This window comes from Nostoc sp. (assembly GCF_036917535.1).
Taxonomy (GTDB): Bacteria; Cyanobacteriota; Cyanobacteriia; order Cyanobacteriales; family Nostocaceae; genus Nostoc.
On the sequence record NZ_JBALDA010000006.1, the window covers coordinates 39,862 to 59,715 of the forward strand.

The window sequence follows — 19,854 nt, forward strand, 5'->3', positions numbered from 1 at the left end:
ATTTTCGGAGAAATGGGATAAAAATGTTTACTGTTGCTAAACCCAAGCGAGTTACGAGCGTAATTTTTTCTTTCACCATCTTACTTTACAGCCAAGTGGCATCAGCCGCCTTAACTTTACCCTTACGCAGTAAGAAGGGAATGGTGGTTTCAGCCCATCCTCTAGCAAGTGAGGCAGGAATTTCCATGTTACGCAAAGGTGGTAATGCAGTGGATGCAGCCGTAGCTACAACCTTTGCAATTTCTGTAGTTGAGCCTTTTTCAGCCGGAATCGGTGGCGGCGGATTTTTACTGATGCACTCTGAAAAAACTGGCGACATGAAAGCGCTAGATTTCCGGGAACGCGCACCCCTGAAAGCTACAAGAAATATGTATCTTGACGCTCAAGGAAAGGTGCGTCCGAATGCAAGTATTAATGGTTATTTGGCAGTAGGGACACCAGGAACAGTGGCGGGACTTTATGAAGTGCATCGTCGCTATGGTAAGCTTTCTTGGCAAGAGGTAATGAAACCTGCGATCGCACTTGCTAAAGATGGCTTTGTCCTCAGTCCTCAAATTACTTGGCGTTCGCTCCCAGAGTACGAAAACCGCAAGCAAGTAATTCTCAACAATCCAGCAGCGCGGGAAATTTTTACTCGCAATGGTGAGTTTTATCAACCAGGTGAAAAGCTGGTGCAGCGTGATTTGGCACGCACTTTAACAGCAATTGCCGAAAATCCCCAAAGTTTTTACACCGGAAGTATTGCTCGGGCGATCGCTTCTGATATGGTAAAAAATGGTGGTTTAATTACTCTTGAAGACCTGAAAGCTTACAAACCAATCTGGCGCACTCCCGTTTGTAGCAACTTTCGCAAAGCTAAAATTTGCTCAATGCCACCACCTTCATCGGGAGGGGTTCATCTATTGCAGATTTTAAATATTATTGGTGACACCGATTTGAAATCTTTGGGATGGCATCATCCCGATGCTATACATTTAATGGTAGAAGCAATGAAAATTGCTTATGCCGATCGCTCTGAATATTTAGGCGATCCTGATTTTGTCAAAGTCCCTATACAAGAACTACTTAGTCCAGCTTACGCCAAAAAACGTCGTCAAGAAATTAACATGCAAGTGGCTCGACCCTCGACCGAGGTCAAGCCAGTAGACAAAGAGACACTACAACGTTTCAGTCAAGCTAATAGTCAGAAATGGGGAGAAAATATCATTCCATCATCCCTTCAGTCTCTACAAACAAACGCAAGTCGGCATGAATCTCCCCAAACTAGTCATCTTACAGTTGTAGATGAACAACGCAACGTCGTAAGTCTAACTTTTACGATTAACCTTGGTTTTGGTGCTGGTGTAGTGACACCGAGAACTGGAATTGTCCTCAACAATGAGATGGATGATTTTGCTTCTGCACCAGGAGTGCCTAATGCTTTTGGTTTGGTTGGTAACGATGCCAATGCGATTGCGCCCCGTAAAACTCCTTTATCCAGCATGACTCCCACAATTGTCACAGAAAATGGTCATTTCCGCATGGCAACAGGTGCGCCTGGTGGTAGCACAATCATCACCCAGATTTTGCAAGTGATCCTGAATATGCTGGAATACAATATGGATGTTGGTGCGGCTGTTTCTGTTCCACGCATACATCATCAATGGCTTCCAGATGAGTTGCGCGTCGAATCCTGGGGTTTGGATGCTTTGACTATGCAAGACTTACGCCGTCGGGGACACAAAATAAAGGAAACTACGCCTTGGGGTAATAGTAACGCGATCGCTGTTACATCTGATGGAACTTTAGAAGGAGCCGCCGATCCTCGCGGTGAAGGTTCCCCCAGAGGTTTGTGAGCGAGTAAGAAACTAGGGAGACGCAGAGACGTAAAGAACAACTAATGACCAATGACAAATGACAAATGACCAATGACCAATAACTATTGATTTTGGATTGTTGACTCTGTGTAACTGCTGCTGCCAAACTCGTTTGCTCGTGCGCTAGGTACTAGTGTCCAACCTGCTTTCAAAAGTTTTTGATAAGTTGCCCAGCCCTTAGAACCACCTGGTATTTGATAATCTGGGACTGCAAAATGTCCAAAAGCTGTGTAGGGACGCCAGGGTTGATTGGGTTCTGTCTGCAAATACAAAATTTTCTCTCCGTCGCCACCAGACTTAGATAACCAACACATTTGTCGATGCATTGCAAACTCCTTTGCTTTTAGGTAATGATGCATAATAAGTGACTTTTGTCAAGCTAATTAGCGCCTTTGAAGATAATTTTTTGCCTAATACTTTAGACAAAATGTAATTAAGTTCTATCCACTGCGGGAAAATAGCTTAACAACTCATAGCCTGGAAGACAGCTGCTAACGGGACGTAAAGATAAACAGCTTTGCCTCACCTTGCTTATCGGGTGAGATTTTTCTCATGTTATCCGCGTTTTTTGCGATCGTGTGTAACAATCACTACTGTTTTAACTGAGGCTCGCAATCGGACTATTTGTTTTTCTGCTTAGATATATAAGCGCAGATTCTAAAAGTTAGTTATAAAGCAATACGCTTGGCTTTGTGAAAAACTTTAGTAGCGTGTCAAAGCTTGGTAAGGGGGGACTACAGGGGGGTTAAAACGATCTCAAATTCTCAAAAATTATTTAGGACTGCTATATAAGCAACAGATACCTCGAAGTCGTGTTGAGGTACTCCAAAGTCGTTTTGAGGTACTCCAAAGTCGTGTTGGAGTACTTCAAACTTTGTCGCACCGCGATCAAGTACACAGGTGCGTAGGCGTAGCCTGCCGTAGGCATCGCTTTCATAAATCTCCACAAACAAAGCGATCACTTGACTTTTAAAACAGTCGCTACAAATATTATTGAGTGTTTAACCAAACCTGATATTAGAGTATAAATAAAATTAATTGTAGGGTGAAATAACACTTACTTAAGCTATATTTAAATACCCGATTTCTTCAAGAAATCGGGTATCTAGACAGTAATTTCGGTTATTAGAAGGATGGAACATACAACTTATCGCCAACAATCTGGCGAATTGTCTCTACTATTTGGCTGTATGCAAAGTTAGATAAAACTGGTTGTGCTGTTTGCAACTCAATTTGTCGATCTAAATCAATCCATGACTTGCAGCCAGCGTATTTAGCGTAATAGGGAATTTCTTGCTCTTGCGGTAGTTTATATGTCCGCAGAAGCAGAATATAAAGGGGTTGACGTGCTTTCCATTTGAGGCGATCGCTAATAAAATGCTCGTTCCAAATATGGAAGGGAAGTAAGCTGTTGACAATAGACTCGTCACTACAGGGCAAAATATCTGTAATTTCAGCCCAACTGCCAATGCGAACAGTTTCAGGATGCCAGCCTGATGTTACTGGATAGACATTATTGGCATATTCAGCTTTCAGCATAAAAGCTTGTTGATGTTCATAAGTAGGGTAAAGCAAAATTTGCTTGTGGGCAACTTGGAAATGTCCATGTCGTTCGTGGATTCCGCCTTTGCGGAGCAACATAATTGTTTTGCCACTTTCTAAGGCATTTATGGCAACTGCCCATTCTTTGAGAGCATGAAAAGTTGTAGTCAATTCCATCGGTATCTACTGTAACTCTGATTTAATTTGAAGCTAAGACTGATAAAGTATGAACCTGTCCAAGGCAATGAATTAGGGAGCAGTTATGGAAAAGCGATTGCTAGGTACAAGTGAAGTCAAAATCACACCCATTCTAATGGGAACTTGGCAAGCTGGTAAAAGAATGTGGGTGGGAATTGAGGATGCTGACTCGATTAAAGCAATTCGAGCAGCATTTGAGGCTGGGATCACAACAATTGATACTGCTGAAGCTTATGGTCAAGGACACTCTGAAAAGATTGTAGCTGAAGCTTTATCTGATGTGCGCCATCAGGTGGAATATGCCACAAAAGTTTCTGCTAACCATCTTAAGTATAAACAAGTCATTGAAGCTTGTGAGAGTTCCCTAACAAACTTAAAAACTGATTACATTGACGTTTACCAAATTCATTGGCCTTCCGGCAGTTTCAATAGTGAAATAGTACCTATCGAAGAAACTATGAGCGCTTTTAACCTGCTCAAAAAGCAAGGTAAAATTCGAGCGATCGGTGTTTCCAATTTTTCTGGCGTCCAGTTAGCAGAAGCAGCAAGTTATGGACGTATTGATAGTTTACAACCACCCTATTCTTTATTCTGGAGACAGGTAGAACAAAATGCATTGCCCTATTGTATCAAAAACAATATTTCTATCCTTGCTTATTCGCCTTTAGCTCAGGGGTTGTTAACAGGAAGATTTGCTTTCGGTCATAAATTTGACCCAACAGATAACCGTGCTAAAAATAAACTGTTTCAAGGCGAAAACTTTGAACGTGCCCAACAAGCGCTAGAAAAACTGCGTCCTATAGCCCTTCTTCATAATTGTACTCTTGCTCAATTAGCTTTAGCCTGGTTAATTGCTCAACTTCAAACAAATGCGATCGCTGGAGGGCGTTATCCCGAACAAGCACGAGACAATGCATTAGCTGCCCAAATCAAGCTTTCTACCGCCGAATTGGCAGAAATTGATGCTATTGGCCGTATTGTCACTGACCATCTAGATGACAATCAGATTATGTGGAATTGGTGACAATGCAGTTTGGTTACTATGATTAATCTATACAAAATACCTTTAACTTTCTTTAAAACAGGGTTGGGGATTAAATTTCTGATTTTATATTGCAAAATTTAACAAAACGTCAACTTTAGTTAACCAAGGGTTGTAACTCACAAATGTAAGTGATAATTTAGATAGTAGGACACCAAAAGAAATAAAACCAAACAAAAAGGGTTAATGACTTAGTGTCCCCTTGTCATCAACCCAAGCAAATTTCAGCAGTTCAAATGTAATAGAAGTGGCAAAAAGCCTAATGTAGAAAGCAAAGCCAAATCCTAAAGCGGAAAAACGCAAGAATGCTGAGTTTGTTAGTTTTTCAGTCCACCCTAGTTATTAACCTTCAGTTAGTTAATTAGTTTAAAACTTGAAACCTGTAAACTCAATAAAACCTGGTCAACCTCGACCAGGTTTTTGGTATTTTATTGTAATATGATTTTCTCTGTACAGCAGCGAGTGCCAGTGGGACTTTGTTGGGTTGAGCTTTGCTTAACCCAACCTACAATTTTTCACAAACCCAAGCGTATTGGATGGACTCTAGCTAATTTTCCAGCAGGAAATAAAATAAGACAGCAATATATCCTGCAAGGAGAATTTGATGATAAATTATCGCTTTTTAAATAAGATTACTACAGTTATGATTGTAGCTGCCTTTCTTTTTCCTGTAAGTCTTCTGTTAGTAGAAATGCAGAACAGGCAAAAGCAACTGAGAAACCGAAGCCACAACCAAATCTTATATATGGCGATTTAATTATTAAAGAACAATCATTTTTCTAAAAATTCTTAAAGACTCGAATGATGATAAAAAGTTTACAAAAGAAGACAAAACAAATTTTGTGAAGGTTAATCTTGATAAAATTGGCATGGAAACTGAAATTCTTAGCGACCAAATAGAGCAAGAAATTAAATCCTACGTTTTTAAATAAGCTTATTAGTAGTAAGCAGCGGAAGCCGCTTACTACTAACCTTAAATCATTCATGTTCGCTTATTTAGACAAAACCCAATCGCGTAAAAGTTGATTTACTCCATCGGGTAGTTCATCATGGGGACAATGACCTGCCATTAAGAAATGCTCTGTGAGTTGAGGACAGTATTGACGAAACTTTTGAGAACGTTCTCTAGCATTCATCCACGGATCAGCTTCTCCCCATAACATCAATAATGAACAAGTTAATTGCTTTAGTAATACATCAACTTTTTCTCCTTGAGGACTGCTAAAAACTGAAACAAATACATCCAATGCACCCGGATCAAAAGCAGGACGATAAATTTCTTCTACCAATTGGTCTGTAACTGCACTTTTATCAAGGTATATCTTTTCTAAAGTTTGGCGAATTACCCAACGTTGTCGTACATATTGAAATAATACAAACTGAGCTAAAGGTTGTTGAAAAATCCATTTAACTGAGTCACCTAAAAGTTTCTCTAAAGAAGAGGGTTTTTTGGGTGGCTGAATTTCGCTTTGTAAAGCTTCCGGTTCAGATGTCGGCTGGTTTTCACTGAAAGGCCCGGCACTATTGAGCAAGACTAAACCAGCTGCACTGTCGGGACATTGTGCCGCAACACACAAGCAAGCATAACCACCAAGAGAATTACCGGCTAATACTGCTTTTTGACCAATCACTTCGCTGATAAAATCATGGAGTTGATCGCGCCACAAATCGCCACTGTACTCCAATTTTGGTTTGGCTGATCGCCCGAATCCCAAGAGGTCGATCGCAAATACTTCAAAATCTTGACACAATCCTGTGATATTCTTGCGCCAGTGGTCTGTAGAAGCACCAAATCCATGTACTAAAAGCAAAGGCGGACGTTGCATTTGTTTCTCTCCCGCACGCACGTAATAAACGTTGTGCCCACGCCACTGCCAATATTTGCCAGGAATTGGAGTTTTAGAGGAGGCTGTAGTTGCCTGCATGATTTAAATAAATGTTAAGGAGCTTTTAATAATTGTAGGCTAGGTGGGGAATAGGGAGCAGGGGAAGAATAGCTATTGGTTATTGACTAATCCCCCATGCCCAATGACAAATGACAAATGACAAATGACAAAAGAAATTACAGGTAAAACTAAACTATTAGGAGTCATTGGACATCCGGTAGAGCATTCGCTGTCGCCAGTGATGCATAATGCTGCGATCGCACAATTAGGATTAGATTACATTTATCTTCCTTTTCCGATTGAACCACAAAATTTAAAAGTGGCGATCGCAGGTTTAGCTGCTGTTGGGGTTGTCGGCTTTAATGTGACAATACCTCACAAACAGGCAATCATCCCCCTACTCTCAGAAGTTACACCCTTGGCTCAAACTATTGGAGCAGTGAATACTGTTAGCCGTCAAAATCACCAATGGGTAGGTACAAATACAGATATAGAAGGATTTATCGCCCCTTTACAGACAACATACAAACAAGATTGGAGTCAAAAAGTAGCGGTAATTTTAGGCAATGGTGGTGCAGCCAGAGCAGTTGTAGCAGGTTGTACTCAGCTAGGTTTTGCTCAAATTTATGTTGTTGGGCGCAATATGCAGAAATTAGAAGAATTCCGCAATAGTTGGAGCAATTCACCTTTAGCTGAGAAATTCCAGGTTCATCAATCGGAGAAATTACCAAAGCTCATTCCCCAAGCAAATCTGCTGGTAAATACGACTCCAATTGGCATGTATCCCAAAGTTGATGAATCGCCTTTGAGTGTAGAAGAAATCGCGAATTTACCAACAGGTGCGATCGCTTACGATTTAATATATATTCCTAAACCAACGCAATTTCTAGAGCAGGCACAAAAACAAGGTGCAATTACGATCAATGGATTAGAAATGCTAGTCCAACAAGGGGTAGCAGCATTAAAAATCTGGTTACAGCAGGAAACTTTGCCTGTAGAAGTGATGCACCAAGCGTTACAAAATCACTTGGGTTTAGAGGAATGATAAAACTACCAGATTTCATATCTCGCTATTACCCACCTTGCAAAGAGGGGAAGCAAGAAATCTAGTTCCCTCCCCTTTCCAAGGGGAGGGTTAGGGTGGGGTAAAATTTAGCGTAAACTCAACCATTGACTAAATTTTCTACAGTATCGGCATCGTTTGGTAATGCGGCTGTTAAAACTTCGCTGCCTTTTGTAGTAACTAAAACATCATCCTCAATGCGGATTCCGCGCACATCGGCAAATTCAGATAAACGCTGCCAATTTACCACATTCTGATATTTTGAACGCACATTAGCATCATTTAAAATTGCTGATACTTGATAAAAGCCAGGCTCAATTGTGACTAACATTCCTGGACGCAGGGGACGATTTAAACGGAGATAGCTTAAGCCAAAGCGATCGCTTCTTTGGCGTCCTTCTTCATACCCGGCTAAATCGCCCAAATCTTCCATATCATGCACATCTAAACCCAGTAGATGGCCGATACCATGAGGAAAAAACAGCGCGTGAGCATCCATTTCTACTAAATCTTCGGGATTTCCTTGTAAAATGCCTAACTCTACTAAACCTTCAGCGATCGCTGTAGACGCTAGCAGATGAATATCCCCATACTCTACACCAGGCTGGATTTTGGCAATACAAGCATCATGGGCTGCCAACACCACATTATAAATATCTCTTTGGGTAGATGAAAATTTACCCGAAACTGGCAAAGTGCGAGTCACATCACCTGCCCAACCCATCTCAGTTTCAGCGCCAACATCGGCAAGCAGTAAGTCACCTGGTTGCAAACTATGGTGATATTGCTCGTTATGCAAAACTTCACCGTGAACAGTGACAATACTGTTGTAAGAGGTAGTCATATTGTGGGCAATAATTACCCCTTCCATTGCTGCCCGAACTTCAGCTTCTAGTTTGGCTTGGGGTGTTACTGCCATTCCAGCTTTGTGGGCTTTGACAGTGACAGCCGCAGCTTTTCGCAACTCGGTTAATGCACCATCATCGTGAGTGAGGCGGAGAGAAACAATCGCCTTAGCTAACTCCAAGTCAATTCCTTGGGGAAGACTTTGTGGTAAAACCCATCTATTTAATAGCTGCGATTGCTGCGTCCAAGTAGCAGCATCTTGGACGGCAAGTGTAGCGGCATCTTCTAGCCAAGACTCTAATTCTGCCATTGGTCGAGCCACATCCGCCCCAATCTTCTCGGCTATTTCTTCGCGCGTTGGTGTTTCTCCATGCCAAAGGGCGCTGCTGGGTGAGGGGTCGTCGATGAATAGTTCTAGTTTGCCTGCTTCTAGACGAATTGCTGCCTTTGGTAATGGCAGTCCAGCGAAATAAAGGAAATGACTGTTAGCACGAAATGGAAAGGTATTGGCAGGAAAGTTGCGCGGATTATTGCTACCCGACCACAGAATTGCTGGAAAATCAATAAGGTTGGCTAGTTGTTGCCGTCGGTGGCGTAAAGTATCGCCCAGGGAAGTAGAAGTTTGTTGGATAAGCATAAATGTAAACTCAAAGAAAAGAATAAAGGTGATAGTTTTGCCTGTACTTAGTCGTTATCGTCTTTATCGTCATCTTTTTTATCATCCTTGCGATCATTGTCATCTTTGTCCTTTTGCTTTGTCTGCTGAGGCTGCTGGGTAGGTTGTACGACTGGTTTTTGTTGCTCAGTGGGAGTAACTGGTTGCGGGGCTTCAACAACACAACTGACTAATCCTCCAGAAATTAGCGCTAAGTTGACAGCAGCAAAGATGCTTCTGAAGATTTTTATCCTCACGTTTTCGGTTTGCTTTAACATTGACCCTAGTTTTTGGAGATTGTATTCCTAATTTCTAAGGTACTGTATATAGTGGTTCTCATTAAACAAGTAGGGGCACGGCATACCATGCCCCTAATATATTGCTGTCTAACTTTCAAGGTGACTCTATCTAATGGGACAAATCATTACTCAAGTTGATGCTTTTACCAATACACCTTTTGCAGGTAATCCTGCTGCTGTCTGTGTTGTGTCTACTCCTCAAGATGAGCGCTGGATGCAGAACATAGCGCAGGAGATGAATTTATCTGAAACAGCTTTTCTAGTCAGACAGGATGATGGCTTTAATCTGCGTTGGTTTACGCCCACGGTGGAAGTGCCGCTTTGTGGTCATGCAACTTTAGCTAGTGCCCATGTACTTTGGTCAGAAGGACATTTGTCACCTGATGAAGTTGCACGTTTTTATACCAAAAGCGGAGTGCTGATTGCTAAGTTGCAAGGTGAGTGGATTGAGTTAGATTTTCCTGTGAATCACTCACAAGCAACAGTCGCCCCTCCAGAACTCAAGCAAGCTTTGGGTGTACCCTACAAATCTGTCTTGCACAATTCATTAGGTTATCTAGTAGAATTAGAATCTGAAGAATTAGTACGGCAAATACAGCCCAATTTTCAACTACTTAAAACGTTACCGATTTCTGAGATCATTGTCACCAGCCTCACTGACTTTGATTCTCAATATGATTTCGTTTCTCGCTTCTTTGCACCGGGATTAGGTATTAATGAAGACCCAGTTACAGGAGCGGCTCATTGCTGTCTTGCTTCCTTCTGGCGCGATCGCTTGCACAAAAATGAATTTTTGGCTTATCAAGCATCCAACCGCGGTGGAGTCGTGAAGGTGTATTATGACGGGGGCGATCGCGTCTTTCTCGCTGGACAAGCGGTAACTGTACTGCGAGGTGAGTTATTTACCGCATAATGTCGCTGCGTGCCGCGACGCTCTCGAGTCATTGACGGTAACTGCGGTACTCCCACATCCTCTCCCATGACAAACAGAAATCATCTATATCGCAGAAAATCTGGGTTACATCTAGGCGAGATACAATTGTGGACATAGCTGAGAATGGACATCACAATCGTTTGTACCGTTGATCGTTAACATCGATGTAACATACTTTTTAGATCTTACTCAGCAAAAAATTGGCGTTGCATAAAACAGGGATGAATTATTGAACCGTGAAGACGTAAAGTGCGCGAAGGAATTAGGTTTATTAATTCGCAAAAATTAAAAAACATCCCGCAAATATGCAACGCCAAAAAATTTTACCTAACAGAGGCTAACAACTCAACTATAGTTGTTAGCCTCTATTTAGATACTAAACTCTGACATTTACATAACGAGCAGGAACTTTGATTTTAACCCACCTGTTACCACGTCGTACTGTTTCCCAATGTGCAGGAATTAACTTTCGTTCAAATCGGGCAACACCAGGTCTATGCACAATAACAGCTCTATGAACATTGGGTCTGACAATGATTTCTGCTGCTGATGCTTGTGACGGTAAGGAGGAAATTGCAAATGGCAGAGCAAGTAATGTACCTAATAGAATGTGTTTCATATTCAAATCTCCATCAATTAATTTTCTTGAGTTTTATACAGCATTTATCAATAATTTGTGAACAGATGTTCTTACTGATTAACTTTACAGTAAGTTTTGTTTGTTACACGAATTAATTAATTTGCTGTATTGTTCTCAGTTTAAATTGCTGAATAATAAAACACAGTGTAATAAAGTCATAATTTCAGTATGACCTTATTCACATTTTGAATTTTGGACAAAAAAAGGGAGTTTAGAACTCCTCTTATACTAGTATTATTTGTTACTTATTACGAATGTTTACTGGATTTTGTATGCGATCATCCCGATTAATACAGCAAGACCTAGCGCTCTGCGAAAATAATTAACGCCTTGAAATAGCTCCATCCACGCCCAAGTAAATAAGGAACCATTTGCCAGAAAATCTAACATTGTATTGATTTTACCAGTTGTAAAAACTAGAGTTAGTAAACTAGCAACTATCCAAAGAATCAGTGGTGGGTTTGGCATTTGACCCAAAACAATGTTGCCATTGCTGTCACGGAAAGTTTTATCAATTAATGTATTTTCCATTGTTTGAAATTGCTATTTAGGTAAGAATTATTAACTTGCAAAAATTACAGGCATATTTATTAATAATAGACTGAAATTTGATTGCAAGTTATTTAATAACATTAAAACAATAAAGCAAATCTATTTACACCTATCTAATTGCTGAGATTAGAGGGATAAAAGATGTTGAAAAATTTTGCAGCACTATACCAATTCGCAATGACGCTCTCTACGAGACGCTGCGCTAACGCAACTGAGAAATTTAGATGCAAGTAAGGCTTTTCCGGCTTACATTTGTTGCCTTATTTTAGAGAATTGGTATTACTCTCTACTCGTAACGTCTGCAAAACATAGAAAAGCCCCCCATACTGGGAGGCTGAAAAGTTAGCGGAGACAACTTGTTAAACTACAGCGATCGCTCCTCCCAATGCAGAGAAAAGTGCGGAGACGAATGCTGTGGCAAACAGCCACCACGCTGCTGTAGCTGCGGCTTTGCGGGTTTCTTCTGCTTGCCGCTGTGCTTGATACTTTACCTGCTCTAAACGACGTTGGGCTTCCTGCTGTAGGCGTTCTGCACGTTGCAATACTGTGTTGCGTGCCCGTTCGATTTGGTCGATGATCCGGTTAGCATCTTCTTCGGAGATGTCCTCACGAGAACTCATAATTGCCACTAGGGTATCACGGTCAAAGGAGGACAAGCGATCACGCAGGGCATCGAAACCCGCTTGGGGATCGTCAAAAACTGTGCGAATATCGCGCTTAATACTATCATAGTTAAGTTCCGGGCGATCCAGGGAGTTGAGATAGTTACGAATGCGGGCAAAAACCCCATCAATTGCATCTTGAATGCCGCGTTGGATGCTCCGCACTTGTTCAACAAATTGATCCCTTACGGACACTATATTATCGGCAATCCGCGCTGCTTCTTCATCAGAAATATCTTCCCGAATTTTCAGCAGGGCGATGATCGTAGAACGGTCAAACTGTCCAAGGCGATCGCCAAGACTTTCTACGCCAACTCGCGGATCGTGCAATAATAATTGCAAGTCGCGTTTGATACCCTCTGGGTTGAGTTCTTCTTTGCCAGTTTGGCGCAAATACTCTTCCAAATTATTTGTGAATGTTTCTACTCTTTGCTGTGTGCGGCTAGCTAGGCGACGAGGCGCACGCACAAAGTTACGAATCGAATTTTGGGTGGAATCAATGATTTCATTGACTTGTTCTTCACTCAAGTCTTGGCGTTGACTGAGCAATTTCACTAGTGTATCCCGGTCTACCTGCGACAACCGACGGCGCAGTGCGACGGCTCCCTCTTTGGGATTTTCAAACAATCTGGTCAAATCTCGCTGAATACCTTCTGGATTCAGTTCTTGTTTCCCAGTATTCCGCAGATAATCTGCGATCGTTGTCGTCACAGAGTCGTATTGCTCTTTAGCTTTATCGACTACAATTTGGGGTGTGTGGCGAATATTGTACCAGGACTCCTCAGTAGCATTGATGATTTGATTAACTTGATCTTCACTCAAATCTTGCCGTTGACTCAACAACTGTACTAAGGTATCGCGGTCAAAGCGAGACAAGCGTGCCCGAATTGAGTTAATTCCAGCTTCAGGATCTTCTAGTAACTTTTTGAAGTCGGCGCGGATGCCATCAGGATTCAGTTCTGATTTTCCGGTGTTACGCAGATATGATTCTACATTTAGCCACAGAGTTTCTGCTTGATATTGTGCCTGTTCTGCTAGCCCTTTGGATTCTACCAAGACGCGATCGCGTTGTTTTTCCAACTCATCGACAATGCTATCTACTTCATATAACTGGACATCGTTACGTTGTAGCAATATCTGCCGAATTTCTTGGCGGTCAAGGTGCGCTAGTCGCAATGTCAGGGTTTCATAATCTGCCTCTGAGTCTTCCAACAGTGGTTTAAAATTCTGCTCAATGCCTTCGGCTGTTAAATCTGCCTTCGGAGTAATGAGCAGATAACTTTCTACTGCGCGTTGCAAGTCTTGGACTATATCTCTTTCTTCAATAGCTTTCACTGTTACCAACACTTGTTGGCGGACAGTTTCTAGCTGATTTGCAATGCGCTGAATTTGACCTTGGGTAAGCAATCCCCGTTGTTGCAAAATTTTGACGAAATCATTACGGGATAGTCGTTCTAGTTCCCTGCGGACAATGCCAGGGTCAGCTGCTGGGTCATAGATAACATCATGAAATTCCTGGGCAATTCTTTCTGGACTTAGTTGCCAAGCATAAGTATTGTACAGGTAGTTTTCGACATCAGCCCGAATTGGACTATAGGTTTGTGATCGTGTTGGCAACCCTAGCTTATCTGCCTGTTCGGTAACTTTATCTTTAGCGCTAGTGAGACTACCCAAGATTTTTTCCACATCCAAATCAGACAAATCTGTGCGTCCCAACACAATGGCGCTTAAGGCAGATAATCCTTGCTGGAGTGTACTTTGAATTGGCCCGCTAGCGGTTTTTTGGTCAGATTCCTTGGAATCACGCTTTTCTGCTAATAACCGATCCAGCTTGGCATTGAGTTCATCTGTCTTGCTTTGTCCTGGTGGAAGTGATTTTAGATAATCTATTAACTCACCCAAACGGTCTTGAGTAGGTGGTTGTTGATTTACCACTTGCTGCCAAACTTTATACAAGGTATCAGCAATCCGGCTAACATCTTTTTTGGAAAGATCGGTGCGGCTGCTGACTAACTCGATAAACTTTTGGCGGTCGATGTTGCGGATATCTGGAGTCCCGGCGATCGCTTTTAATTGCGGATCGTTGAGTAAATTTTCAAAATCACTCCGAATCTTTGACACATCTAGCTCTGGAGGACGGATCTTTTCTAAGTAATCTTCAATGTTTTCCCGGATACTCACGGGGTCGATGGCGCTTCCTAGTTCTCGACGGACGGCAGCAGCGGCGGCTTCAGCTGTGGCTACCACTTGGTTACTCACAGTTTTAGCGCCTAGTGCAGCGGTAGCAGTCCCCATAATTGCCTGAAATCCAGATGTTGCCGTATTGACAACTGAGCCGATTAAGGAGCCTACGGTGGTGGAACTTACCCAAACTAGGAGCAAAAAGTAAGCACCCCAAATCACTAAACCGAGAATCGCTCCCAATCCTCGGTCTGAAATGACAAGGCTCAATTTTACTGCCAGGAAAGAAGCGATTAATAAGGCGATCGTTACAGTGGCTAATGTCCAAATCCCTACTGCTGTGCCGATTTTGCGAATGCTGCCGCCCAAACTTCCAACTTCCCTATTATCCGAATCCGAGTCAGATGAGTGCCCCAGGTAGGAAATACCGAATGCAAGGGAGAGATTAGTTAGAACTAATTGGAAAGCAAAGGCAAGAATCACACCGGAGATTAAAGCCACAAAAAAGCGCGGCCCGGAAATGAGAACAGATGCTTGTTCTGGTGTGACGTTTGAGCGTTCTACTGGAACCTGTGCTAACCACAACAGTGGTTTATGGAGTCCCACCATAATTTCCGTACTTTGGAACATTGGATTTCCTTCTACTAAGTTTTAATTTAGGGAATTAAGAATTTCTTGAGAAGCAACTCTTAGTATGTATTTATGTCTGTACCTATGGCAATACCTAACTCTGTTTAGCTCAGAATCGTAGACTTGAGCTGTTTAAAGCATCTCTCGAAAGGCTGAAACCTATATCCAGCAAAAGATATAATTTTATTATCTAACTGTGAAAATGTTCAATATGAAGTTAAAAAGCTGGCTAATTATTGGCTGCCACTTTTTAATTTTAATTGCTTAATCACAAGGATTGATTTTTCTGCAATTATTGTTTAATTACTAAAAATTTACATTTCTTTATATTTTGATTTTTATCACTCTCTCAGGGTGGATTTATCGCACCAATATGTTGTCTGATTATGTACTTGTAGTTTGTGCCTACAGGCAGAAAGCAGTTTAGTTATTAATAGCTACATTAAAGTTAACAAATGAATTGTTAAGGATAACGAAGATGGCAACTTGTTCTTCCAGACAGAGATTTGTCAATAATTGCAGCAGAAGGTAATGGTTGCGATCGCTAATGATTTTCTGTTTGGCTGGACTCCCCAAGCTGAAATCTGGAACTGTCGTTTAGCAATCATTGGCTTCCCTGCCTATTTACTTTGGGATTTAGCTGGCTATAGCGTTCTGCGCGACGTTTTACATCTGATTGGCTACTAGAAATTAAACACTTAAAACGCTACTAGATTTTGGAGAAAAAATGGCAACTAAAGAAACTCGTTCTTCTACTGATTTACCAGTTGTTGCACCCGAATACAACGGCGTAGATCGCAATGCATTTTTGTTTGGCTGGACTCCCCAAGCCGAAATTTGGAATGGTCGCTTGGCAGCTATCGGCTTTCTTGCCTATTTACTTTGGGATTTAGCTGGCTATAGCGTTCTGCGCGACGTTTTACATCTGATTGGCTACTAGAAATTAAACACTTAAAACGCTACTAGATTTTGGAGAAAAAATGGCAACTAAAGAAACTCGTTCTTCTACTGATTTACCAGTTGTTGCACCCGAATACAACGGCGTAGATCGCAATGCATTTTTGTTTGGCTGGACTCCCCAAGCCGAAATTTGGAATGGTCGCTTGGCAGCTATCGGCTTTCTTGCTTATTTACTTTGGGATTTAGCTGGCTATAGCGTTCTGCGCGACGTTTTACATCTGATTGGTTAGTAGAAATTAAACACCTAAAACGCTACTAGATTTCGGAGAAAAAAATGGCAACTAAAGAAACTCGTTCTACTGACAATTCTTAACTCCTCGCTAATCTCGGTTTTGGTAGGCAGAACCAAAATCGAGAACTTATTCCTAAATAGGATCGCCAAGAAATGTCATAACACTGAGGATTGCTTGCCAGTTTTCTATAGCCTACCTCCTGAACTTTAATTGGTTGCATAGAAGCGAAATAAGTCACCTAAAACTAGGTGACTTATCTATGATTAAAATTTGATAAAAATTACTGAAATTTTAAACAGTTATTATTCATCAATAGAACTGGGAATACCCAAAACAGCACAGGGAAAGTTAGAACCTAAAGCCTTAATCATCGGGTGATTGACAGAGTTACAACCTAGAAACAGAATATCGGCAGCTTCTGATTCAACAACTTTGTTAAGTTCTGTGGCAATGGAGCCAAAGCGCAGATGAGATTTGAAGGAACCTTGCCATTCTTCAGCCAAACTCCGTGCTTGCCAGAGAATTATATCTGCTTGTTGTAGGGGAGCGATCGCTGTCTGTAATTTGGGTTGAGTTAATACCTGTGTGACAGACTTTGATACTTCACTGACTTGACATTCCAATGAAGGCTGTTGTTGTGGAAAACTCAAGATATTTGGATACTGAATACTTTGATTATCTTTGAGCACATAAACAGCTTGGACTGTAACTTCTGCATTAGTGGCTAAACGCGTTTGATGGGCAATCCAAAAAGCAATATCTAATGCTGTATGACTCTTAGGAGATGCGTCATAAGCAACAATTAGATTAACTGCTTTCGCCTTTAAAAGTTGTTTAGAAAAAGGTTTTTTTGGTTCTGGCAACAGTACCATTTGTTCAATTAAATCATCTCGACCTGTGGCACTTTGCAGACGTGCTAACATTGGCTTAATTTGCACAGCTTTACTTCTCCTTATGAAATGAATTAGCAATGAGAAGCAGGGCGACCAATTTGAGATTTTAGACTTCAGCTACGCTCAGTCAAACGATTTTGCATTTTAGATTGAGTGACGATAACCAAAATTTAAAATCTTAAAATCAGTTAAGGAAACCCCAATAATAACTGTATTACAGCCAAGGTCTTGGGGGTTCCTTCCATTGCCTACGGAGTTAGCTGACGGGTTAAGACTGGAAGGTGTCTCTCTCTTAGGAGTGCTGTTAGCTCTCTGCGGGGCGTTTAGCTCGTGCTGAGTGTTGAGTTGAAAGTTAATTATTCTTCACTTTTTACTCTAAAATTGCCGCTCTCTACAAGATTAACCCCAAACATTGGTTCCTCCGTTCCAAATCCAGCTTTCATGAATTTGAATTAGGCTACCCACTAAAAAAATGATAATCTAATTTACTCGTCTTGAGCAAAATATTGATCGAGGAAATTTAAGGCATGGTTGCGGAGTTCAAAATACTCTTTTGAATTTCGCATGGCGGCGCGAGCCTCTTTCAGAGGAGCTTCGCTAACGCGCGGACGCTCAAAAGGAACTTCTAAAATCTCCCCGATACTAGCAGCCGGGCCATTGGTCATCAAGACGAGGCGATCGGACATATAAATTGCTTCGTCTACATCGTGGGTAATCATCATCACTGCTTGACGATTATTTTCCCAAAGATCCAATACCTGCTGCTCTAATTTGCCACGAGTTAGTGCATCTAGTGCCCCAAAAGGCTCATCCATCAGCAACATTTTGGGACGAATTGCTAAGGCTCTGGCAATACCTACTCGTTGTTTCATACCTCCAGAAATTTCATCGGGATATTTGTCAGCCGCCGCCGTCAAGTTTACCATTGCCAAGTGTTGATTTACAATGCTGATTTTTTCAGAGCGATTAGCATTTTTTAACACTTCATCCACGGCTAAACGGATATTTTCTCGCACTGTTAACCAAGGTAACAGCGAATAGTTCTGAAATACCATCATCCTTTCGGCTCCCGACCGACGAATTTCTTGTCCATCTAGCCTGACTGAGCCAGAAGTTGCTTTTTCTAAACCAGCTACTATCTTTACTAGAGTTGATTTCCCACAACCTGAGTGACCAATTACAGAAATATATTCATCTTCACCAATCGTCAGGTTAACTCCATCTAAGACAACAAAGTTGTCTTTCTCAGGTGTCGGATAAGACTTGACTAAATTTTCAATTTCTAAAAATCCAGGGCGGGGCAGAACTTTGTTCTGAGTATTAATAGGTAATGAGGTATATTCCATCATCAAATGCTCCGCAAATAATTTAGTCAATCAATATTTCAGCTTGGGATTTAAGACATGAAAAAGCGAGTGGGAGCGTTAGCCCTGATGGCAAAACTATTCAGATAACCCATAGGATCGCTGGGGTCGAAGCCTTTCTTATCTATAAATACTTCTGGTAGTTCGACCTTGTAATCATCCTTGGGACATTTAATTCCCATTTCCGATGCTATCTCCCGATATAAATCTGTTCTCCAACCTTTTTGGGCAAGTTTCTCGGCATTTTTGGGGAATTTATGAATTTGTCCCCACCGCGCTGCTTGTGTCATCAACCAGATACTTCTGGATATCCATAAAAATGTTGAGTTTTCTCCTGGCTGTTTAGGAAGATTGTCAGGGATATCGAAGAAAATCGTAGTGTCAGCGGCTTTGATAGTGCGATCTTTGCCGTCAAAACCGCCATAGTTATAGTTGCCGAGAATTCCTGGACCTGTAAATTTCGCGATTGGAGCATCTTTCTTTTTGGGTCTAGCACCTGTAAAGGAACGTTCTGTAAGCAGTTCGGCGACTTCTTGACGGTTTTCTACTTTGCTGCAGGCAAGCTTCAATCATCGCCTTAACTGGGGAACGATAGGTTTTGGGATATTTGTCAATGAAAGATTCCATCACCCCCAATAAACGATCTGGGTGTCCCAACCAGACTTCTTTACTTTGTACAAAGGTAAAGCCGATGTTTTCGTTACCTGTTATTGCTCGTGTATTCCAAGGTTCTGCAACCATGTAAGCTTGCATTGCACCAATCCGCACGTTTGTTACCATTTGGGGTGGCGGAACAATGATCGCACGAAACTCTTTAAGCGGATCAACACCAGCGGCGGCGGATACATAGCGAACAAAGTATTCGTAAATGGCTGAACTCAAAACAACCGCCCAAACTTTGCCTTCTGGCGGTTGCTTGTCAAAATAGCCTCGGAAATCACGCCCAAAGGCTTCTAGGGCGCCATCACCATATTTTTCTTGATACTCATACCACGGACGCAGCCCAAAATCCCACATGGCTTTGTTCATCGTCATGGCGTTACCGATGGATAGTCATGGCTGCACACAAGGGGGCGTGGCGTGCCTTCGGCACCAATTCTAGCGTTGGTGACGGCACCGGATACTACAGGCGAAGCATCCAGACGACCAAATATTAAACCGTCGCGGGAAGTAGCCCAACTGGCTTCGCGGTTAAGTGTGACGTTCAAACCATATTTGCGGAAAAAGCCTTTTTTCGGCGTTGCTGAATGAAAATATGAATCAGGCGGTCGCTGCAATCAGACGAGTGGGATACATCTGAAGCGGCACTGAACCATACCTGAGATAATAGACTTGTCGCTTAATAAGGTAAAGTAACGATTGGCGATTGGAATGAGACAGAAAAATGCTAAACGTCAATCAGGTGATGAAAAAAGACC

20 protein-coding genes, 2 pseudogenes and 1 riboswitch are annotated in these 19,854 nt (G+C 41.8%); of the genes and pseudogenes, 7 read left to right on the forward strand and 15 right to left on the reverse strand.

Annotation, left to right across the window (positions count from 1 at the left end):
• Positions 1–23: 23 nt before the first annotated feature.
• On the forward strand, positions 24–1,835 hold the full coding sequence (ggt, locus tag V7K56_RS01670) for a gamma-glutamyltransferase (RefSeq protein WP_334906970.1): 1,812 nt from the start codon (positions 24–26) through the stop codon (positions 1,833–1,835).
• Between the two features lie 83 nt (positions 1,836–1,918).
• Here the strand turns inward: ggt and V7K56_RS01675 are convergent, their stop codons facing one another.
• From V7K56_RS01675 to V7K56_RS01685, 3 genes are all read right to left on the reverse strand, one after another.
• A complete protein-coding gene (locus V7K56_RS01675; protein ID WP_334906972.1) occupies positions 1,919–2,182 on the reverse strand; it encodes a hypothetical protein in 264 nt (87 codons plus the stop codon).
• A gap of 438 nt (positions 2,183–2,620) precedes the next feature.
• The gene (locus tag V7K56_RS01680) at positions 2,621–2,818 is read right to left on the reverse strand and encodes a hypothetical protein (protein WP_334906974.1); all 198 of its coding nucleotides are present in this window, start codon (positions 2,816–2,818) and stop codon (positions 2,621–2,623) included.
• A 163-nt stretch (positions 2,819–2,981) separates the two neighbouring features.
• On the reverse strand, positions 2,982–3,575 hold the full coding sequence (locus V7K56_RS01685) for a DUF1802 family protein (RefSeq protein ID WP_334906976.1): 594 nt from the start codon (positions 3,573–3,575) through the stop codon (positions 2,982–2,984).
• Between the two features lie 85 nt (positions 3,576–3,660).
• Between V7K56_RS01685 and V7K56_RS01690 the strand changes: the two genes are divergently transcribed.
• Complete coding sequence (locus tag V7K56_RS01690) at positions 3,661–4,620, forward strand: aldo/keto reductase (protein ID WP_334906978.1); 960 nt, start codon at positions 3,661–3,663, stop codon at positions 4,618–4,620.
• A gap of 1,010 nt (positions 4,621–5,630) precedes the next feature.
• Here the strand turns inward: V7K56_RS01690 and V7K56_RS01695 are convergent.
• On the reverse strand, positions 5,631–6,563 hold the full coding sequence (locus tag V7K56_RS01695) for an alpha/beta fold hydrolase (RefSeq protein ID WP_334906980.1): 933 nt from the start codon (positions 6,561–6,563) through the stop codon (positions 5,631–5,633).
• A 124-nt stretch (positions 6,564–6,687) separates the two neighbouring features.
• Between V7K56_RS01695 and V7K56_RS01700 the strand changes: the two genes are divergently transcribed.
• Positions 6,688–7,569 (forward strand): shikimate dehydrogenase, encoded by an 882-nt coding sequence (locus V7K56_RS01700; RefSeq protein ID WP_334906982.1) that lies wholly within the window; start codon positions 6,688–6,690, stop codon positions 7,567–7,569.
• A 118-nt stretch (positions 7,570–7,687) separates the two neighbouring features.
• On the opposite strand, the gene V7K56_RS01705 is transcribed toward V7K56_RS01700, so the two are convergent.
• Both V7K56_RS01705 and V7K56_RS01710 read right to left on the reverse strand, forming a co-directional pair.
• Positions 7,688–9,070: an aminopeptidase P family protein gene (locus V7K56_RS01705; protein WP_334906984.1), complete on the reverse strand. Its 1,383-nt coding sequence runs from the start codon at positions 9,068–9,070 to the stop codon at positions 7,688–7,690.
• 47 nt (positions 9,071–9,117) lie between these two features.
• Positions 9,118–9,366, reverse strand: a complete 249-nt coding sequence (locus tag V7K56_RS01710; RefSeq protein ID WP_334906986.1) for a hypothetical protein — start codon at positions 9,364–9,366, stop codon at positions 9,118–9,120.
• Between the two features lie 133 nt (positions 9,367–9,499).
• On the opposite strand from V7K56_RS01710, the gene V7K56_RS01715 reads away from it, so the two are divergent.
• A complete protein-coding gene (locus V7K56_RS01715; RefSeq protein ID WP_334906988.1) occupies positions 9,500–10,300 on the forward strand; it encodes a PhzF family phenazine biosynthesis protein in 801 nt (266 codons plus the stop codon).
• Positions 10,301–10,302: 2 nt separating this feature from the next.
• Here the strand turns inward: V7K56_RS01715 and V7K56_RS36880 are convergent.
• The 4 genes and pseudogenes from V7K56_RS36880 to V7K56_RS01730 all read right to left on the reverse strand — a co-directional run.
• A pseudogene (locus V7K56_RS36880) lies at positions 10,303–10,436 on the reverse strand (IS982 family transposase); the annotation flags it as partial.
• A 261-nt stretch (positions 10,437–10,697) separates the two neighbouring features.
• Positions 10,698–10,940, reverse strand: coding sequence for a hypothetical protein (locus tag V7K56_RS01720; protein WP_334906990.1), 243 nt, complete (start codon positions 10,938–10,940; stop codon positions 10,698–10,700).
• A gap of 279 nt (positions 10,941–11,219) precedes the next feature.
• The gene (locus tag V7K56_RS01725) at positions 11,220–11,492 is read right to left on the reverse strand and encodes a hypothetical protein (protein WP_334906992.1); all 273 of its coding nucleotides are present in this window, start codon (positions 11,490–11,492) and stop codon (positions 11,220–11,222) included.
• Positions 11,493–11,872: 380 nt separating this feature from the next.
• On the reverse strand, positions 11,873–14,986 hold the full coding sequence (locus V7K56_RS01730; RefSeq protein ID WP_334906994.1) for an MFS transporter: 3,114 nt from the start codon (positions 14,984–14,986) through the stop codon (positions 11,873–11,875).
• Between the two features lie 506 nt (positions 14,987–15,492).
• Between V7K56_RS01730 and V7K56_RS01735 the strand changes: the two are divergent.
• From V7K56_RS01735 to V7K56_RS01745, 3 genes and pseudogenes are all read left to right on the forward strand, one after another.
• A pseudogene (locus V7K56_RS01735) lies at positions 15,493–15,673 on the forward strand (high light inducible protein).
• Between the two features lie 40 nt (positions 15,674–15,713).
• A complete protein-coding gene (locus tag V7K56_RS01740) occupies positions 15,714–15,926 on the forward strand; it encodes a high light inducible protein (RefSeq protein WP_334906996.1) in 213 nt (70 codons plus the stop codon).
• A 40-nt stretch (positions 15,927–15,966) separates the two neighbouring features.
• A complete protein-coding gene (locus V7K56_RS01745; RefSeq protein WP_334906998.1) occupies positions 15,967–16,176 on the forward strand; it encodes a high light inducible protein in 210 nt (69 codons plus the stop codon).
• Positions 16,177–16,481: 305 nt separating this feature from the next.
• On the opposite strand, the gene V7K56_RS01750 is transcribed toward V7K56_RS01745, so the two are convergent.
• From V7K56_RS01750 to V7K56_RS01770, 5 genes are all read right to left on the reverse strand, one after another.
• Positions 16,482–17,102, reverse strand: coding sequence for a universal stress protein (locus tag V7K56_RS01750; RefSeq protein WP_334907014.1), 621 nt, complete (start codon positions 17,100–17,102; stop codon positions 16,482–16,484).
• Between the two features lie 200 nt (positions 17,103–17,302).
• Positions 17,303–17,541, reverse strand: a riboswitch (cyclic di-AMP (ydaO/yuaA leader).
• Between the two features lie 16 nt (positions 17,542–17,557).
• On the reverse strand, positions 17,558–18,418 hold the full coding sequence (locus tag V7K56_RS01755) for an ABC transporter ATP-binding protein (RefSeq protein WP_334907016.1): 861 nt from the start codon (positions 18,416–18,418) through the stop codon (positions 17,558–17,560).
• A gap of 50 nt (positions 18,419–18,468) precedes the next feature.
• Positions 18,469–19,005 carry a hypothetical protein gene (locus V7K56_RS01760; protein ID WP_334907000.1) on the reverse strand — a complete coding sequence of 179 codons (537 nt, stop codon included), beginning with the start codon at positions 19,003–19,005 and terminating at the stop codon, positions 18,469–18,471.
• On the reverse strand, positions 18,926–19,453 hold the full coding sequence (locus V7K56_RS01765; protein WP_334907002.1) for an ABC transporter substrate-binding protein: 528 nt from the start codon (positions 19,451–19,453) through the stop codon (positions 18,926–18,928). The genes V7K56_RS01760 and V7K56_RS01765 overlap by 80 nt, the downstream gene beginning before the upstream one ends.
• Before the next feature lie 14 nt (positions 19,454–19,467).
• The gene (locus V7K56_RS01770) at positions 19,468–19,713 is read right to left on the reverse strand and encodes an ABC transporter substrate-binding protein (protein ID WP_334907004.1); all 246 of its coding nucleotides are present in this window, start codon (positions 19,711–19,713) and stop codon (positions 19,468–19,470) included.
• Between the last annotated feature and the right edge of the window lie 141 nt (positions 19,714–19,854).